This is a genomic window from Pseudoalteromonas sp. UBA2102 (assembly GCF_002331165.1).
In the GTDB taxonomy this organism is placed as follows: domain Bacteria; phylum Pseudomonadota; class Gammaproteobacteria; order Enterobacterales; family Alteromonadaceae; genus Pseudoalteromonas; species Pseudoalteromonas atlantica.
The window spans coordinates 1-15,338 of record NZ_DCYU01000061.1; the positions used below are offsets into that span (position 1 = coordinate 1).

General features: G+C 40.9%; 15 protein-coding genes. 8 read left to right on the top strand and 7 right to left on the bottom strand.

What is annotated here, in order from left to right:
- Both B2R65_RS08140 and B2R65_RS08145 read left to right on the top strand, forming a co-directional pair.
- Positions 1 to 724, top strand: a 724-nt coding sequence (locus B2R65_RS08140) for a PI-PLC domain-containing protein (protein ID WP_476748307.1), incomplete at its 5' end; no start/stop codon positions are given.
- Positions 725 to 801: 77 nt separating this feature from the next.
- Positions 802 to 1,536 (top strand): dienelactone hydrolase family protein, encoded by a 735-nt coding sequence (locus tag B2R65_RS08145; protein WP_286741840.1) that lies wholly within the window; start codon positions 802 to 804, stop codon positions 1,534 to 1,536.
- A gap of 12 nt (positions 1,537 to 1,548) precedes the next feature.
- Here the strand turns inward: B2R65_RS08145 and B2R65_RS08150 are convergent, their stop codons facing one another.
- The gene (locus B2R65_RS08150) at positions 1,549 to 2,472 is read right to left on the bottom strand and encodes a LysR family transcriptional regulator (protein WP_055252989.1); all 924 of its coding nucleotides are present in this window, start codon (positions 2,470 to 2,472) and stop codon (positions 1,549 to 1,551) included.
- 164 nt (positions 2,473 to 2,636) lie between these two features.
- On the opposite strand from B2R65_RS08150, the gene B2R65_RS08155 reads away from it, so the two are divergent.
- The 5 genes from B2R65_RS08155 to B2R65_RS08175 all read left to right on the top strand — a co-directional run bounded on the left by B2R65_RS08155 (position 2,637) and on the right by B2R65_RS08175 (position 8,328).
- The gene (locus tag B2R65_RS08155; RefSeq protein WP_029773419.1) at positions 2,637 to 3,320 is read left to right on the top strand and encodes a type 1 glutamine amidotransferase domain-containing protein; all 684 of its coding nucleotides are present in this window, start codon (positions 2,637 to 2,639) and stop codon (positions 3,318 to 3,320) included.
- 104 nt (positions 3,321 to 3,424) lie between these two features.
- Entirely contained in the window at positions 3,425 to 4,006 is a 582-nt protein-coding gene (locus B2R65_RS08160; protein ID WP_286741841.1) for a rhomboid family intramembrane serine protease, read from the top strand.
- Positions 4,007 to 4,096: 90 nt separating this feature from the next.
- Complete coding sequence (yghU, locus tag B2R65_RS08165) at positions 4,097 to 4,936, top strand: glutathione-dependent disulfide-bond oxidoreductase (RefSeq protein WP_286741842.1); 840 nt, start codon at positions 4,097 to 4,099, stop codon at positions 4,934 to 4,936.
- 145 nt (positions 4,937 to 5,081) lie between these two features.
- Positions 5,082 to 7,022 carry a putative bifunctional diguanylate cyclase/phosphodiesterase gene (locus B2R65_RS08170; protein WP_256850695.1) on the top strand — a complete coding sequence of 647 codons (1,941 nt, stop codon included), beginning with the start codon at positions 5,082 to 5,084 and terminating at the stop codon, positions 7,020 to 7,022.
- Between the two features lie 4 nt (positions 7,023 to 7,026).
- Positions 7,027 to 8,328: an MFS transporter gene (locus tag B2R65_RS08175; protein WP_055252985.1), complete on the top strand. Its 1,302-nt coding sequence runs from the start codon at positions 7,027 to 7,029 to the stop codon at positions 8,326 to 8,328.
- Between the two features lie 128 nt (positions 8,329 to 8,456).
- Here the strand turns inward: B2R65_RS08175 and B2R65_RS08180 are convergent, their stop codons facing one another.
- Positions 8,457 to 8,909, bottom strand: a complete 453-nt coding sequence (locus tag B2R65_RS08180) for a hypothetical protein (RefSeq protein WP_004587402.1) — start codon at positions 8,907 to 8,909, stop codon at positions 8,457 to 8,459.
- 11 nt (positions 8,910 to 8,920) lie between these two features.
- A complete protein-coding gene (locus B2R65_RS08185; protein WP_055252984.1) occupies positions 8,921 to 9,196 on the bottom strand; it encodes an EF-hand domain-containing protein in 276 nt (91 codons plus the stop codon).
- A gap of 254 nt (positions 9,197 to 9,450) precedes the next feature.
- On the opposite strand from B2R65_RS08185, the gene B2R65_RS08190 reads away from it, so the two are divergent.
- On the top strand, positions 9,451 to 10,305 hold the full coding sequence (locus B2R65_RS08190; RefSeq protein ID WP_286741843.1) for a PA4780 family RIO1-like protein kinase: 855 nt from the start codon (positions 9,451 to 9,453) through the stop codon (positions 10,303 to 10,305).
- A gap of 18 nt (positions 10,306 to 10,323) precedes the next feature.
- On the opposite strand, the gene B2R65_RS08195 is transcribed toward B2R65_RS08190, so the two are convergent.
- From B2R65_RS08195 to B2R65_RS08210, 4 genes are all read right to left on the bottom strand, one after another.
- Entirely contained in the window at positions 10,324 to 10,998 is a 675-nt protein-coding gene (locus B2R65_RS08195; protein WP_286741844.1) for a response regulator, read from the bottom strand.
- A gap of 9 nt (positions 10,999 to 11,007) precedes the next feature.
- Positions 11,008 to 12,462: an ATP-binding protein gene (locus B2R65_RS08200; protein ID WP_154944806.1), complete on the bottom strand. Its 1,455-nt coding sequence runs from the start codon at positions 12,460 to 12,462 to the stop codon at positions 11,008 to 11,010.
- 261 nt (positions 12,463 to 12,723) lie between these two features.
- Positions 12,724 to 14,652 (bottom strand): S9 family peptidase, encoded by a 1,929-nt coding sequence (locus B2R65_RS08205; RefSeq protein ID WP_273586193.1) that lies wholly within the window; start codon positions 14,650 to 14,652, stop codon positions 12,724 to 12,726.
- Between the two features lie 71 nt (positions 14,653 to 14,723).
- The gene (locus B2R65_RS08210; protein WP_138685511.1) at positions 14,724 to 15,332 is read right to left on the bottom strand and encodes a flavin reductase family protein; all 609 of its coding nucleotides are present in this window, start codon (positions 15,330 to 15,332) and stop codon (positions 14,724 to 14,726) included.
- Between the last annotated feature and the right edge of the window lie 6 nt (positions 15,333 to 15,338).

The window sequence follows — 15,338 nt, forward strand, 5'->3', positions numbered from 1 at the left end:
CACTACTGTTGGTGAATATATGCAAGGCACGCCCAGCTGGCGCACCGATTTATACGCCACAGGTGGAACATTAGTAACCCATAAACAAAGTATTGAGTTATTTAAAAGCCTGGGTGTGAAAATGACCCCAGAGCTAAAATCGCCGCAAGTTAGCATGCCTTTTGAGGGAATGACACAACAGCAATACGCGCAAAAAATGCTTGATGAGTACACGCAATTGGACGTACCAAGCAGTGATGTGTACCCGCAATCGTTTAATCTCGATGATGTGAAATATTGGATAAATAACAACCCCGACTTTGCAAATCAAAGCGTATATTTAGATGGCCGTGACAGCGAAGCGGGCTTTGATCCAAGTAACCCTGCAACGTGGCAACCAAGTATGGAAGAGCTAGTAGCCGATGGCGTTAAAATATTAGCGCCCCCTATTTGGATGATGCTCACCATAGACAACGAAAGTAATATTGTCCCCTCACAATACGCCATTGATGCAAAAGCTGCAGGGCTTGAACTGATAGCATGGAGCCTTGAGCGCTCGGGGCCTCTTAACGAGGGCGGTGGCTACTACTATCAATCAATCGCCGATGTTATCGATAACGATGGCGACATGATGACGGTGGTTGATGTACTCGCGCAGGATGTTGGGGTTATGGGTATATTTTCGGATTGGCCTGCGACCGTAAGCTACTACGCAAGTTGCAATAAAATGCCTTCAAGCATTTAAAAAACCAGTATCAGTGGTCGTTTATTTTTTTGCGCTCAGTTACCATAACCTTATTAATTATTTAACTGAGCGCTTTTATGATAATCCAACACCATAATACCGACCTAGCCACCCCAACAGGCTTAATGCGTACTACCGTTTACCGCCCACAAGCAGCTGGCCAATACCCAAGTATTATTTTTTACTCGGAGATTTTTCAGCAAACCGCACCTATTGCGCGCAGCGCTGCTATTTTAGCAAGCCACGGTTTTGTTGTGTTAGTGCCTGAGGTATTTCATGAGCTAAACCCGATTGGTACTGTACTTGCGTACGATGACGCGGGTAAAGATAAAGGCAATGCCGATAAATGGCAAAAGCCACTTGAGCACCACGACAGCGACACACAAGCACTCATCGACTTTGTACAAAATCAAGATTACTGCACTGGCACAGTGGGCGCCATGGGTGTGTGCATTGGTGGGCATTTAGCTTACAGAGCCGCATTAAACCCTCACATAAAAGCTGCATTTTGTTTATACGCCACCGATATTCATAGTGATACCTTAACGGCCAATGCAGGTAACAATTCGTTTGAACGCATGGTTGATATTCAGGGTGAAATACACTTTATTTGGGGTAAGCAAGACCCACATGTACCGCAACAAGGCCGAAGTAAAATTTATCAGCAATGTGTAGCCACGGGTATTAACTACCACTGGCAAGAAGTAAACGCACAGCATGCGTTTATGCGTGATGAGGGCGAGCGTTACGATGCCGCGCTTGCAATTACTATGTACCAACAAGCAGTTGCATTATTTAATCGTACTTTGTAATTAAGTGCGGTTTTACGTGCTTTTTAGCATGCCCAGTGCAGTATGCTGTTTAACAAAATATGCTTTTAAATAATCAATAAACAACCTGAGCTTTTTGGAGCCTGCCGCCCCAGGTGGAAACACACCATAAAGCTCAATATCTTTTGTTTTATAATCATCAAGAATTATTTCTAACAGCCCTGCTTGCACTTTAGGCCACGCATCATACAACGGAATGCGCCCAAGCCCGTGTCCAGCCTCTACAAACGCGGTACGCGCAGCGGCATTATTGGTGCTTATGCCGCCTTGTAGTATTACATCGTATTTTTTGCCCTCTTTGCTAAGGGTTAATGTTTTATTGCTAAGCTGGTACACCACCCATTTATGCAAGGCTAATTCAGCTGGCGTTTTAGGTTTGCCAAAGTGTTCAAAATACTCAGCTGAGCCACAAATACAGGTACTCATGGTTGTTAGTTTAGTGGCTTGTAAGTTTGAGTCACTTAAAGCGACCCCACGAATAGCAATATCAAAGCCGTTTTTTATAATATCAACCACATCATCGGTTAGTTGCAGGTCTATTTCAATTTTGGGGTATTGGCGTTTAAACGTATTAATTGCTGGCACAATTAGTTGCATGCCTACATTAACAGGGCAGCTAATTTTTAATACTCCTTGTGGCTCACTTTTAATGTTTTCTATTTGCTGATTAGCTGCGTTTGCTTGTTCTGTGATCACTCTACAGCGCTCATAATACGCAATACCCGCCTCAGTTAGAGCCATAGTGCGGGTTGAGCGATTTAGCAGCGTAACTTCTAATTGCGTTTCTAATTTTTTAAGGTGATAACTTACCACCGCACGCGTTAACCCCAACTGCTTTGCAGCCGCGGTTAAACTGCCCTGCTCGACAATTTGCGCAAATACCACCATGCTTTTAAGTTGCTCAAACGACACTTTCATCACAAACCCACCAATGATTATTCAACCCAATAATTGTATCAATAATTAAACCAATAAAGTTAAATTTATCATCGTTGTTTAAATCCTTTTAAGTGCATATAGTTATTACAGCACCTTGGTTAACACCAAGCTTTAATTTACTTACTAATCGAAGGAATATTGTTATGGCTAAAAAAATACTTATGGTACTTACCTCACATTCAGAGCTTGGCAACACAGGCGAAAAAACAGGTTTTTGGGTAGAAGAATTTGCAGCACCTTACTACGCATTTGTTGATGCTGGTGCAGAGGTAACACTTGCATCCCCTGCGGGTGGCCAACCGCCAATTGACCCAACCAGCACGCTTTCTGACTTTGAAACCGATGCAACAAAGCGCTATGACAACGACAGCGCAGCACAAACACTTATGGCAAACACCAAAAAGTTAAGTGAAGTAAACGCCAGCGACTTTGACGCGGTATTTTACCCTGGCGGCCACGGCCCACTATGGGATTTAGTAGATAACAGCGATTCAATCTCACTTATTGAAAAGTTTGTAAAAGAGCAAAAGCCAGTAGCGGCTGTTTGCCACGCAAGTGCCGCTTTTTTAAATGTTAAAGATGCACAAGGCAATGCGCTCGTAGCCGGTAAAAAAGTAACAGGCTTTACTAACTCAGAAGAAGCTGCCGTGCAATTAACAGACGTAGTGCCATTTTTAGTTGAAGATGAACTCATTAAAAAAGGCGGCGATTATCAAAAAACCGACGACTGGGGCGTATTAGCGCTCGAAGATGGTTTAGTGATTACAGGCCAAAATCCAGCAAGTTCAGAGCTTGCTGCGAAAAAACTATTAACTAAACTAGGTTAAAATAACCTCTGTGCGCGGCGTATAACGCCGCGCTTATTAAATCGCTTTTAATAGCGAAAACATACTCCTATACTGGTACAAAACAATCCTACTAAAGCGTTTATATGCCAAATACCCCATCATCATCTTCACTGATAACCAGTACGCGATTTGCAATTTTTAGCGTAGTTTTTATATGCCTAATACTACAGGTGATCAATAGTTTACCTGGCATTACGCTTAATGGTTTAGGTATTTACCCTCGCAGCGTTCAAGGGTTAATCGGCATTTTATGCGCCCCATTTTTACATGGCAGCTGGTGGCACTTTGCTAGCAACATGTTGCCTTTTGCTGTACTTAGCTGGCTAATTTGCCAATACAGTGTAAAACGCTTTTATACCGTGTTTATATTTACTGCGTTAATTGGCGGGCTATTAGTGTGGGCCTTTGGTCGAAGTAGTTTTCATGTTGGATTAAGCGGCGTTATTTATGGTTTATGGGGATTTATACTGTGCTATGGCGTGGTTAGGCGCTCATTTAAGTCTATTGTTATTGCCCTAGTAGTGGCAGTACTTTACAGCGGATTTATTTGGGGCGTGCTACCACAACGCTTTCATGTCTCGTTCGAGAGTCACCTTTTTGGAGCATTAAGTGGGTTCTTTTTAGGGTATAAACTTGCCAAAGCAGATAAATTAAAAGCACGATAATTTTTTCATTGCCTTTAATTAATTTTTTACGCCCCCAGCTTGTTATCTATGAGTATATAAATTAATTACATTTTTAAATTGAGGTTATTTATGAGTAATGAACACGAATACACGCCGCCTAAAGTTTGGACGTGGGACAGCGAAAGTGGTGGTAAATTTGCTAATATTAACCGCCCTATTGCCGGCGCCACTCATGACAAAACCTTAGACATTGGCAAGCATGCGTTTCAACTTTATTCATTAGCCACGCCTAATGGCCAAAAAGCGACCATTATGTTTGAAGAGTTATTAGAGCTTGGCCTAACCGATGCCGACTACGATGCCTATTTAATTAACATCGGCGAAGGCGACCAATTTGGCTCAGACTTTGTTGATATTAATCCAAACTCTAAAATTCCTGCGCTAATGGATCACTCTACCACGCCACCAACACGCATTTTTGAGTCGGGTTCAATTTTACAATACTTGGCAGAAAAATTTGATGTGCTAATCCCAAAAGATTTTAAAGCCAAGACCGAGTGCCGTAATTGGCTATTTTGGCAAATGGGTTCAGCGCCTTATTTAGGTGGCGGATTTGGTCATTTTTATAGCTACGCACCAACAAAAATGCAATACCCAATAGACCGTTTTACTATGGAAACTAAACGCCAGCTCGATGTATTAAATCGCCACTTAAGTGAAAACGAATACATGGCGGGTAGCGAATACTCTATTGCAGACATTGCCATTTGGCCTTGGTATGGCTCGTTGATGCTTGGAAAATTATACGACGCCGCTGAGTTTTTAGATGTTGCCTCTTACACTCATGTAATGCGCTGGGCAGAGCAAATAGCAAAGCGCCCCGCTGTTAAACGTGGTCAACGTGTTAATCGCACCTGGGGCCCTGAAGAAGAGCAACTTCGCGAACGACATAACGCCAGCGACTTTTAATCTAACAGCCCATAACAAGACATTGTGTTATGGGCATTTTTTTATTTAAAATCTGCATTTCCCTGTCATTAAACTATATTTATTATTGTGTTTTTATAAAATCTAACCTGCTTTACCCGCATTACTTTTCATAAGGCTTTAATGAGTGCAATATAAAAATTTAAATAGTGATGAACGCAGAGAAGCCGTAAAACTTTTATATTCTAATGCTTTATCTGGCATTGGTGTTTCGGCGTTAGTTAGCTTTGTACTTGTATTTGCATTTGACCTAACGGATGAGAGAACAAATCAAGAAAAAATAATTTGGCTTTTTTTCATGCTGGTTGTTTTAGCAGCAAGGCTAATGGATGTTATTTACTTTAACTACACCAAAGGAGTTAACCAGCCTTTTAATGCAAATAGCTTTTTAAAACGCTTTTCGGTGGGGTGTATAGCGACCGCGATTTCGTGGTCATGTTACGCACTGTGGTTTCATAAAAGCTCATCCACCGTTGAAATTACCACCACAATAGCTATTTTGTCGGCATTTGCTGGTGGCTCAGCCAATTTGCTCTCGGGTAGTCGCTTTACTTCGGTGTGTTACAGCATTATTTTATTAATGCCTTACTCTATAGTACTAACCTTATCTGATGACTATTACCACTATGTATTAGGTTTTTTAGGCATTACTTTTTCGGCAATTATGGTCGCCTCTTCTTATAAGTCGGCCACGTTTACCCAAAAGGCCATAAAATTACGAAATCAAAACCGCGAACTACTTAACGAAATGGAAAGTAAAGTAGAAACACGCACAGAAGAAATTTACCGTTTATCAAATACTGACCCGCTAACAAGCTTGTTAAACCGCACCGCTTTTTTAAAAGTGGCAAATAAACAACTGGCAGATCACCCCGAGGAAAAACTCGCTTTACTTTTTGTAGACCTAGATGGCTTTAAGCAAATTAATGACTCTATGGGTCATAAAGTTGGCGACCAAGTACTTAAAGAAATAGCCGAGCGACTCACTAACGTTTGCACCCGCCACTTATACAAATGCCGCTGGGGCGGAGATGAATTTTTAATTTTAACAACCTATGAAGATGAACAAGACTTATTTGATTTTGCCAAAAAGGTTATTAAAAGCATTCGTGCCGAGCATGAACGATACAAATACCAAAGCTGGGTATCTGCCACTATTGGCATAGCGTTATTTCCTGAGCATGAGGGTAATTTAAGCGCGTTAATTCGTTCAGCAGATTTAGCAATGTACCATCAAAAACGTATTGCCAAAGGCTGCGTAAATATCTACAACAATGACTTAAAGCGCCAACAAGAACGCGAACAATTGCTCAGTAAACGCTTAGCAAGTGCAATAAAAGACAACGGCTTGCGGTTAGTGTTTCAGCCTATTGTGGATAGCCAAACAGCGAAGGTGACCTCGTTTGAGTCACTTTTACGCTGGCAATTAAATGACGAAGCGATATTTCCTGATGAATTTATTGCCATTGCCGAGCAATACAACCTCATAACCGAACTTGGCTTATGGGTTATTGAGCAAGCGTGTGTGCAAGCTTGCACGTTTAAAAACGTACAACCCCCTATTGCTGTGAGCGTTAATGTATCTGTAATACAACTTCAAGACCCTGATTTTGTCACTAAGGTTGTAAATATCGTTGATCAATACGGCGTAAAGCCAGAAAACCTGCACCTTGAAATCACTGAATCTGTGTTTGCTGAGGATAAGCTCACCTTTTTAGCAGCAGTAAAAGAGCTGCAAAAACAAGGATTTTGTATTTCTATTGACGATTTTGGTACTGGGTACTCATCCTTGTCGAGCATGTTAGATATTGGTGTAGACATAGTAAAAATAGATAAAAGTTTCATTCAAAATATGGATAAGCGAGGCTTAAGTATAATTCATGCGATTGTGCAAATGGCCTCAACACTTGATTTTATAGTAGTCGCTGAAGGTGTAGAAACCCTAGAGCAAGCCAACATGTTAAAAGAAATTGGCGTGTCTCACCTACAAGGTTATTACTTTTCTAAACCTATGGAACAACACTTTGTAGATTCGTACCTCAAAGAGCAAAACAAATTGTGTAGCTAGCAGTATGAAAAAACTCACTAAAGAGCAAGTCTATAAACGCCTTAACAACGATGAAGACGCACGCGCCTGTAAAGACATAAACGAAGATGACTGCAAAGAAGTGGCCGGTAACTTTATTCTTTTATTAACAAGTCAGCTTTTTAGTAAATTTGCCGATGCCCTCCTCAACCCTAAAGTCACTCTGCCTTGGTTAATGCAAAGCTTAAACGTACCAAGCGCGTTTATAGCGTGGCTGGTGCCTATAAGAGAATCGGGCTCTTTATTACCACAATTAGCGATAGCCAATATTATCCGTAAACTCTCAGTAAGAAAGTGGGTATGGGTTTGTGGTGCATTTGCCCAAGCGGTATGTATTGGCGCTATGGTTGGTGTTTCATTTGTGCTAGAAGGCGCTCAGGCTGGCTATGCAATTTTAGCCCTGCTGGTGCTCTTTAGCCTCGCCCGCGGGTTTAACTCTATTGCCGCTAAAGATGTATTAGGTAAAGTTATTCCTAAAAAAAAGCGGGGCAATATAAGTGGCCTGGCGGCAAGTATTGCCGGCTTTGCAACACTCACTTTTGGTTTAATGATGTGGTTTTTTTCGGGGCAAAAAGAGCAAAATACGGTATTAATTGCGCTGTGTTTAGGCGCTGTTTTGTGGGTTGTTGCTGCACTTTTTTATAGCCGCATAAACGAATACAAAGGGGCGACACAAGGCGGTAAAAATGGCTTTTTAAATGCGCTAAGTAAATTAAAGCTGCTTTATCAAGATAAACAATTTGCACACTTTGTAATTACCCGCGCCTTTTTACTTTGCTCAGCCCTAAGCGCGCCTTTTTATATTATTTTAGCAAGCTCTCAGCAGTTTGAATTTTCATTATTGGCAGTATTTTTAGCCGTGTCTGGCTTAGCAAGTTTAATTTCTGGGCCAATATGGGGAAGGCTCAGCGATTTTTCTAGCCAAAAGGTGCTTGTGATCAGTGCGTTACTTGTCACCATAAACGGCGTGAGCGTGTTTGTAATAGCCACATGGTATAGCCAGCTGTTTGAATATGCTTGGGTAATACCTGGTTTTTATTTTTTGCTTTGCATTGCTCATCAAGGCGTACGGCTCGGGCGTAAAACCTATTTAGTAGATATGGCACAAGGCAATAAACGCACTGATTACGTGTCGGTTAGTAATACTGTAATTGGCATTTTGCTTTTAATGTTAGGCAGTATAGGGCTTTTAGAAGCATTTTTATCAACCGCACAGCTTATTCTGCTGTATAGCCTGCTCGGTTTGTTAGGTGCTATTAGCGCGATTTTTTTGCCTCAAGCGGAGTAATACCAATGCGCAATAATACGTGACCAATTAAGCGAATTGGTATATTAAAAAAGCCCAACAAAATAATTGCCGGGCTTTGGACTTAAGACCTAAGGATAAACAGTCAGCTTTACCTCAAGTTATAACACCTAAGCAGTTACATTTAGCAGTGAATCACCTTCACTTAAACCAAATTTTTCTTGTACCGATGAAAGAATTGATTCTTTATCTTCATCAGATAGCTGGCTTGAATACTCAGTTAATAACTCATCTAAGTAGCTAACCACTTCGTCAGTATCAACAGATTCTAGCGAGTTTTGCGGCGGCGGTGGCGGGCGCTGCCCTTCAGGGCGTCCTGCATCGCCAATACTTTTAGCGTCAAAATCAAGTTCGCTCATTAAATCAGCCAACTCTTTTGTAGGCGAGATCCCCTGCTCTTCAAATGCGGCTTGAATACTTTGCGCATCTTCCGTACTTAGGTTTTGTGCATCAAATTCTGCAAGTGTTTCTTTAACAAACTCAGTTTGCTCTGAAGTTAAAGCGCTTACTTGGCTAGATTGTTGAGTCATAAAACTCGCTGAACTACCAATACTGTTGATCATATTTTTCTCCCTTAACGTGAGCGGCGTGGTGGCTTGTGTTCACTTAATTCTTGTTCGCTAATTTCGCCATTCCCATCGGCATCTATTTCGTCAAAAATAGTTTGCGCATCGCCTTGCGGTGGCGCACTTTCGCTAAATTCTGCAAGGCTAATCACACCGTCACCATCTGCATCTATGCTTGAAAAGTCAGGTTTAGGTGGTGGGTTATCACCGCCTCTGGCTGCAACATTGGCTGAAAAAGCCATTGATAATAATGCAGCAACGGCAAAAGTAGAAAAATGCTTCATCGTGGTCACCTTGGGTTAAATATTAATAAAGGGTATGAATATAAAGTACGCTTAAAAAACGCAAACATTGTGCAAACAATAAGGAAATAAAAATAAATCCGATTTTTATCATGTTATTTTTACCTTATTCGGTATTTCGGTTATTGTGATAACTAATTACTTAAAACCACTTTCAACACCTGTTTTGAGAGCTAACATACTAAGGACTTATTAACATACATGTTTAATCTTCCAATTTTTCTAGTTGTATCGCAGTGAAAATACCTAAACGCCTCCAGCCACTCGTTGATGATGGCCTAATTGATGAAGTGATAAGTCGCTTAATGAGCGGTAAAGAAGCGGATGTATTTGTGGTGCGCAGCGGTGGCGAAATTCGCTGTGCTAAAGTCTACAAAGATGCCGTTAAACGCAGCTTTAAAAAGGCAGCTCAGTATCAAGAAGGCCGAAAAGTAAGAGGCGGACGCCAAGCCCGCGCCATGGGTAAACGCTCCAGTTATGGGCGGCAACTAGAAGAAGAAATTTGGCAAAATGCAGAAGTAGACGCGCTTTCACGTTTATCACGCGCTGGCGTCAGAGTTCCTGATACTTATTACTGTATTGATGTCGTGTTGTTAATGGAGCTTGTGTGCGATGAAGACGGTGATGTTGCTCCACAGTTAGGGCATGTGACCCTTACACATCAAGACGCTATTGAGCAGTACAGTATGATGGTTCATTATATTAAATTAATGCTGTGCGCTGGTATTATCCACGGTGACTTATCAGAATTTAACGTACTTGTTGATAGTAAAGGGCCTGTAATTATTGACCTTCCACAAGCTGTAAACGCCGCAGCCAATAACAGTGCGCAAGCAATGTTTACGCGCGATGTAAACAACATACGCCGTTATTATGCGCAGTTTGCACCTAGCCTATTAAACACTCATTACGCTAAAGAAATGTGGGCACTGTTTGAAGAGGCCAGCTTAACGCCAAACACTGTGCTCAGCGGAGAATTTGAAGACAGTAATGAATCTGCAGATGTAGATGCGGTACTCGATGAAATACAAGCGGCCGAATACGAAGAGTTCGACCGTTTAGAGCGTATTAAAAACGCTGACGATGAGTAAAACTGCGCTCACGTTTAGCTATTGAGGGTGAACAAACCGATAGCCCACACCGTAAACCGACTGAATAACGCTGTCGGTTTGCGTTACTTCATCAAGCTTTTTACGTAACTTTTTTATGTGGCTGTCTATAGTACGGTGGCTAACTATACGTTGGTCTGCGTACATGGTGTCCATTAAGCTATCGCGTGAATAGATTCTGTTAGGGTTTGAATACAAGGGCTTAAATAGCTGAAATTCAAAATTAGTTAGTTCTATACTGCTATTTTTATAATTTACACTGTAAGTACTTTCATCCAGTGTCATGGCATTATTTACCGGCTCTTTTGTGGTATTAACACGCCTTAAAATTGCTTTTACTCGCGCCACCAGCTCAGCATAACTAAACGGTTTGCAAATGTAGTCATCGGCGTCCAGTTCAAGTCCGAGTAACCGGTCAATCTCCTCCACCTTTGCCGAAACCATAATAATGGGCACATTAGAGAACTTTCTTATCGCTTTGCACAGCTCTATACCGCTTTGCCCTGGCAACATAATATCTAATAAAATAACACTTGGCTTATTACTTTCAAGCCAGCTAAGTACTTCATCACCATGATGAATAAGGTGCGTTTGATAATGATGACTTGTTAAAAAGTCGCTCATTAAATTGGCAAGTTTTATTTCATCTTCAACAATGAGTATTTGCTCACTCATATTTATCCTCTACTGAACTAATAAGGGTAATTTAATAACAATGCCAAGCCCGCCAATACTGGCTTTTTCGGCTGATATTTCGCCATTATGACCTTTAACTATATGCTGACAAATAGACAAGCCTAAACCAGAGCCTCCCTCTTGGCGATTGCGAGAGCTGTCTACACGGTATAAATATTCAAACAAGTGCGATAAATGCGTTTGCTCAACGCCTATCCCGTTGTCCTCTATTATAAGCTCTAAATAGGCTTGGCCTTTAATATTTACGTTATTGGCACTTAAAGAAATAGTTGAGCACTGGGCGTAATGCACCGCATTCATTAATATATTATCTAGCAATTGCAGTATACGTGTTTTATCTGCGTTTACTGTGGTGTTGTTAGCACTATTAAGAAGGTAAAAATTAATAGCGTGCTGCTCAAAAATAACGTGATACTTTTGCTCTATGGAGTTAAGTAAAAAGCCTACGTCGGTAGGTTGCATGGTGTAATGCATGCCGCCTAGCTCTGCGCTGTTTAGCATGTGTAGGTCGTCAATCAAGCGTTTTAAATGCAGCGCTTCATCGTTAGCAGAACTAATATTTTTATTATTTGGTTCACGTATCCCAAGCAGCATAGCTTCGAGCTCACCGAGTAAAATGCTCATTGGCGTTCTTAGTTCATGAGAAATATTAGCTAACCAGCGTTTACGTACTTGCTCATCTTTAGCGAGCGTAAAGGCCAAAGTGTTAAAATCTTCACTAAGCTGGCCCAGCTCGTCTTTTCTATCTAATAAAAGTTTGGTGCTGTACTGCCCTTTGGTTAGCTTATGCATACCACTGGCAATTTGCTTTACAGGGCCAACTAAATGCCTTGCCAGTAAAAAAGACAACAGTAAGGTAAGTAGCCCTGCGGTTAACGCAATAAGCCATAAATAGTTAGTTTGTTGCTTTAAAAAATCCAGCTCGTACCCATCTGCTAGGCTTTTTCTTTTTGAAACAGCAAGGTAAGCAATTGTTTTACCTTCAAGCTCTATGGGCGTTTTAATGTACTTTAAATCCTCAAATAATTTACCAAAAATACGCTGCTGGTTTTCATCCAGTAGTGCATAGTGCGCGGCATGCTCGGGCGGTGGGCGTCGATCTCGTTGCGCCATATGCTGTGGGGGTCTGGGTCTGCGTTCACCGCGAATTTCTGGGCGCTGTGGCATATCGCGTAAAGTAGGTAAAAACTGGCTTGATTGCAATTGCGATTCAACCAACCTTAAAAAGCGCTGATCGTTACCTATAATTTTATCCCACGAGGGAGTTTGCGCGTATTTATTAGCCAGCTGTACTGCTAATGGCTCTAATGCTTTTACTTCTTTGGCGTTTACAAAATCAATAATACCTTGGCCAATACTGTACTGAATAAGCACAACAAGCCCCGCAATAATGCTAAAGGTGAAGCTAAATAATATTAAAAAAAGTTTGTTATGAATTTTCATTTATTTTTTATAAACCTGACTCTAAAAGCATTTGAGCTGTTATTTATTGCGTATTTTTTACTGCTAAAACATATTTTTAAAAGCTCTAAGCACTTTAAAGAATAGCCTGTAATAACAATTGTATTAATTGCGTGTTCTATTATAGCGACTTATAAATAGCGCCTTTAATAACAACGTATAACGTTAACAAGTAAAAGTGCAAACAATGTGCATTATATAAAAAATTAAACTCAAAAAAGGCGACCTAAGTCGCCTTTGTTATTAATCGTTTTTTAAATGCTTATCAAAAAAGTCTAAGAACGCTTGTAACGTTTTAATTCTATGCGGCTGATAGGACAAGTAATGATCGCCATCTTCTAGCTCAATGTAAGTAACATCTTTATCTTCGTCATCTAGTTCATCTTCCATTTCTCTACTATGGTAAATAGGGGCAACACTGTCGTCGCTACCATGCACAAGTAAAACAGGTTTGTTGATTGATTTAGCAAAATTGACCGGCGAATTAGCCTCTAGCTTATCGCTATTTGTTCCAAACTGTTTTCGTACTATGTCTTTGTTTGTAAAGTGTCGGGCTTTACTCACAATATGCTCAAGGTCAGTTACCCCTGCAAAACTTGCCGCACATTTAAATGTTTCAGGGTGTTTAATAACAGCCATTAAGGCGGCATATCCACCATAGCTTGCGCCACCAATACAAATTTTATCAGCCTGAGCAATCCCTTGGTCTATTAACCAGTTAGCTCCATCTTGTAAGTCATCTTGCATGGCTAAACCAAAACCTTGGATCGACTGCATTAAAAAGTCATAACCATAACCACTTGAGCCACGAAAGTTAGGCTGTAACACGGCATAACCATTATATGCCAGTAGCGCCGTCCAATAGTCAAAGCCTGCATAGTCGCGCGCCATAGGCCCACCATGTGGAAATATAATAGTGGGTAACTTATCGCCTTTCTCATAGCCAACAGGCAGCGTTAAGTAGCCTTCTATAATAAGCCCGTCACGTGCTTTATAGCTAATGTGTTCTTTACCGGCGTATACGCTTTCGTTAATGTGTGGGTAAACGTCTGCAAAAAATGTTAAATCACCTCGCTTTCTGTCACCTAACATGTAGGCGCCTGATGTTTTATCTGAGCTGACATAAAGTACATATTTTTGCTGATCGTCGCTGGTGCTAACAATATCCATTTCAAATGAATCTTTAGGTAATGATGCTCGTAAAGAGCGATGTAGCTTGTCTAAGTCTTCATCCCAATACGCAATACCATCTTCTAAATGCGAATGCGTAAAGCCTGCCACTTCGCCAGTTTTACGGGAGTAAAAAATATCGCCATCGACATCGTACTTGTCGTCGCTAAAAATGAGCTCACGTTTGTTAGTTGTTAGATTAAGCTTAAATAATGCATCACGCCCTTCATGTAGCGCAGTGATGTATAAAAAGTTAGGGTCTTTATCAAAGCCAAGTATCGAAATGCTTTGCTCACTAAATACTTCGTAGCTAAATAGTGTTTGCCACGACTCATTTTGCTCGTTGTACAGCTCGTAAGTGAATTGTGTTTCATCCATTTTTTTAGCAATACGAACCTTGCCTTGTCTATCAGCAAACCAACTGGTTACATCTGCACGAGCACGTTGTATTTGTTTTTTGCGTAAGGTAGTTAGGTCAAGTTCATACACAGCTGGGGTATTGGCAATTTTAAAGTCGCCCTGCACGAGTATTTTATTTTCTTGCTCCGGTAAAAAGCTAATAATTCTGTCAGAAAACTGAGGCTGCTTTTCATCACGCGTGTTGTTTGCTCTAAACGCCAGTTTTATTCCTTTATCATCACTTAGATTATACGAATACATTAATGTAGACGCATACTTAACCCCACCGAATTGATATTTAATGTATCGTGCGCCCAATAACAAAACATCATTATTTGCCCAACTAAACCAGTCAAAAAATACAGTGTGGTTATCCGATTTAATAATCGGCTTGCCCTTGCCTGTTGTAAGGCTTTGCACCATTAAAACTAAATCGCCATCAAGGTTTCTAACATACGCAATGTTATTTCCATCTGGTGAGAGCCTAACTTGGCTTATGCTTTTTAAGCCTGCAAACGCTTCTATGGGTAGCTTTTTATCAGAGGCTGATAGGCAGCTAAAACTAAGTAGGGCAAATACTAAAGTGAGGTAAAGTTTAGACATTCAATATCCATTTGTTTTTATAAGTAACGCTTAATGAGTTAACAGTAAGTGTATAAAGTTAATCTGTTATTTTACAATTGTGGCCGCTTTAGTACAAATTTATCTTTAGTAGAGCTAAAGTAGTCTCCACCCATTTTACCTACGCTGTTTAATCGCGTGGGGTCTATATAGCCATTCACTAACACGTTATCGTCAATATAAATCCCCACCACGTTGAGTAGCATAACTTTGCCGCCACCGGGTTCGTCGCTTATCTGAATAACGTCTCTTAAAGTGCACTCGTATCTTACTTTAGCCGCTGCGGCGCCTGGGGATGTTACGTGTGTACTGGCGATTGTTTCAATATTTGCCGCCTCAAATTCACTCACATTATGTGGATAATTAGCGCAGCTTTGATTCATTTTCTCTACTAGCTCTTCACTAACAATATTAACCACGCAGTTGTTAGTGGCTTGAAGGTTTAAAAGCGTGTCTTTATTGGCTTTGTCGCGTGGGTTTACTTGGGTCACGCTCAGCACTGGCGGGTTACAGCTGGCCACTGTAAAAAAAGAGTACGGGGCAATATTAGCAACCCCCTCCTTACTAAGTGTGCTTACCCAAGCAATAGGCCGTGGGCTAATACCCCCCACTAAATACGAGTAAACATTGTGCTGCGTGTTTTGCGTTAAATCTAAAAACATAATTTT

Bases quoted from the DNA above. Each gene is read 5' to 3' on its own strand.
- yghU (WP_286741842.1), top strand. From the start codon at position 4,097: ATGAGTAATGAACACGAATACACGCCGCCTAAAGTTTGGACGTGGGAC.
- B2R65_RS08150 (WP_055252989.1), bottom strand. From the start codon at position 2,472: ATGAAAGTGTCGTTTGAGCAACTTAAAAGCATGGTGGTATTTGCGCAA.
- B2R65_RS08155 (WP_029773419.1), top strand. From the start codon at position 2,637: ATGGCTAAAAAAATACTTATGGTACTTACCTCACATTCAGAGCTTGGC.
- B2R65_RS08200 (WP_154944806.1), bottom strand. From the start codon at position 12,462: ATGAAAATTCATAACAAACTTTTTTTAATATTATTTAGCTTCACCTTT.
- B2R65_RS08160 (WP_286741841.1), top strand. From the start codon at position 3,425: ATGCCAAATACCCCATCATCATCTTCACTGATAACCAGTACGCGATTT.
- B2R65_RS08145 (WP_286741840.1), top strand. From the start codon at position 802: ATGATAATCCAACACCATAATACCGACCTAGCCACCCCAACAGGCTTA.
- B2R65_RS08185 (WP_055252984.1), bottom strand. From the start codon at position 9,196: ATGAAGCATTTTTCTACTTTTGCCGTTGCTGCATTATTATCAATGGCT.
- B2R65_RS08210 (WP_138685511.1), bottom strand. From the start codon at position 15,332: ATGTTTTTAGATTTAACGCAAAACACGCAGCACAATGTTTACTCGTAT.
- B2R65_RS08205 (WP_273586193.1), bottom strand. From the start codon at position 14,652: ATGTCTAAACTTTACCTCACTTTAGTATTTGCCCTACTTAGTTTTAGC.
- B2R65_RS08195 (WP_286741844.1), bottom strand. From the start codon at position 10,998: ATGAGTGAGCAAATACTCATTGTTGAAGATGAAATAAAACTTGCCAAT.
- B2R65_RS08180 (WP_004587402.1), bottom strand. From the start codon at position 8,909: ATGATCAACAGTATTGGTAGTTCAGCGAGTTTTATGACTCAACAATCT.
- B2R65_RS08175 (WP_055252985.1), top strand. From the start codon at position 7,027: ATGAAAAAACTCACTAAAGAGCAAGTCTATAAACGCCTTAACAACGAT.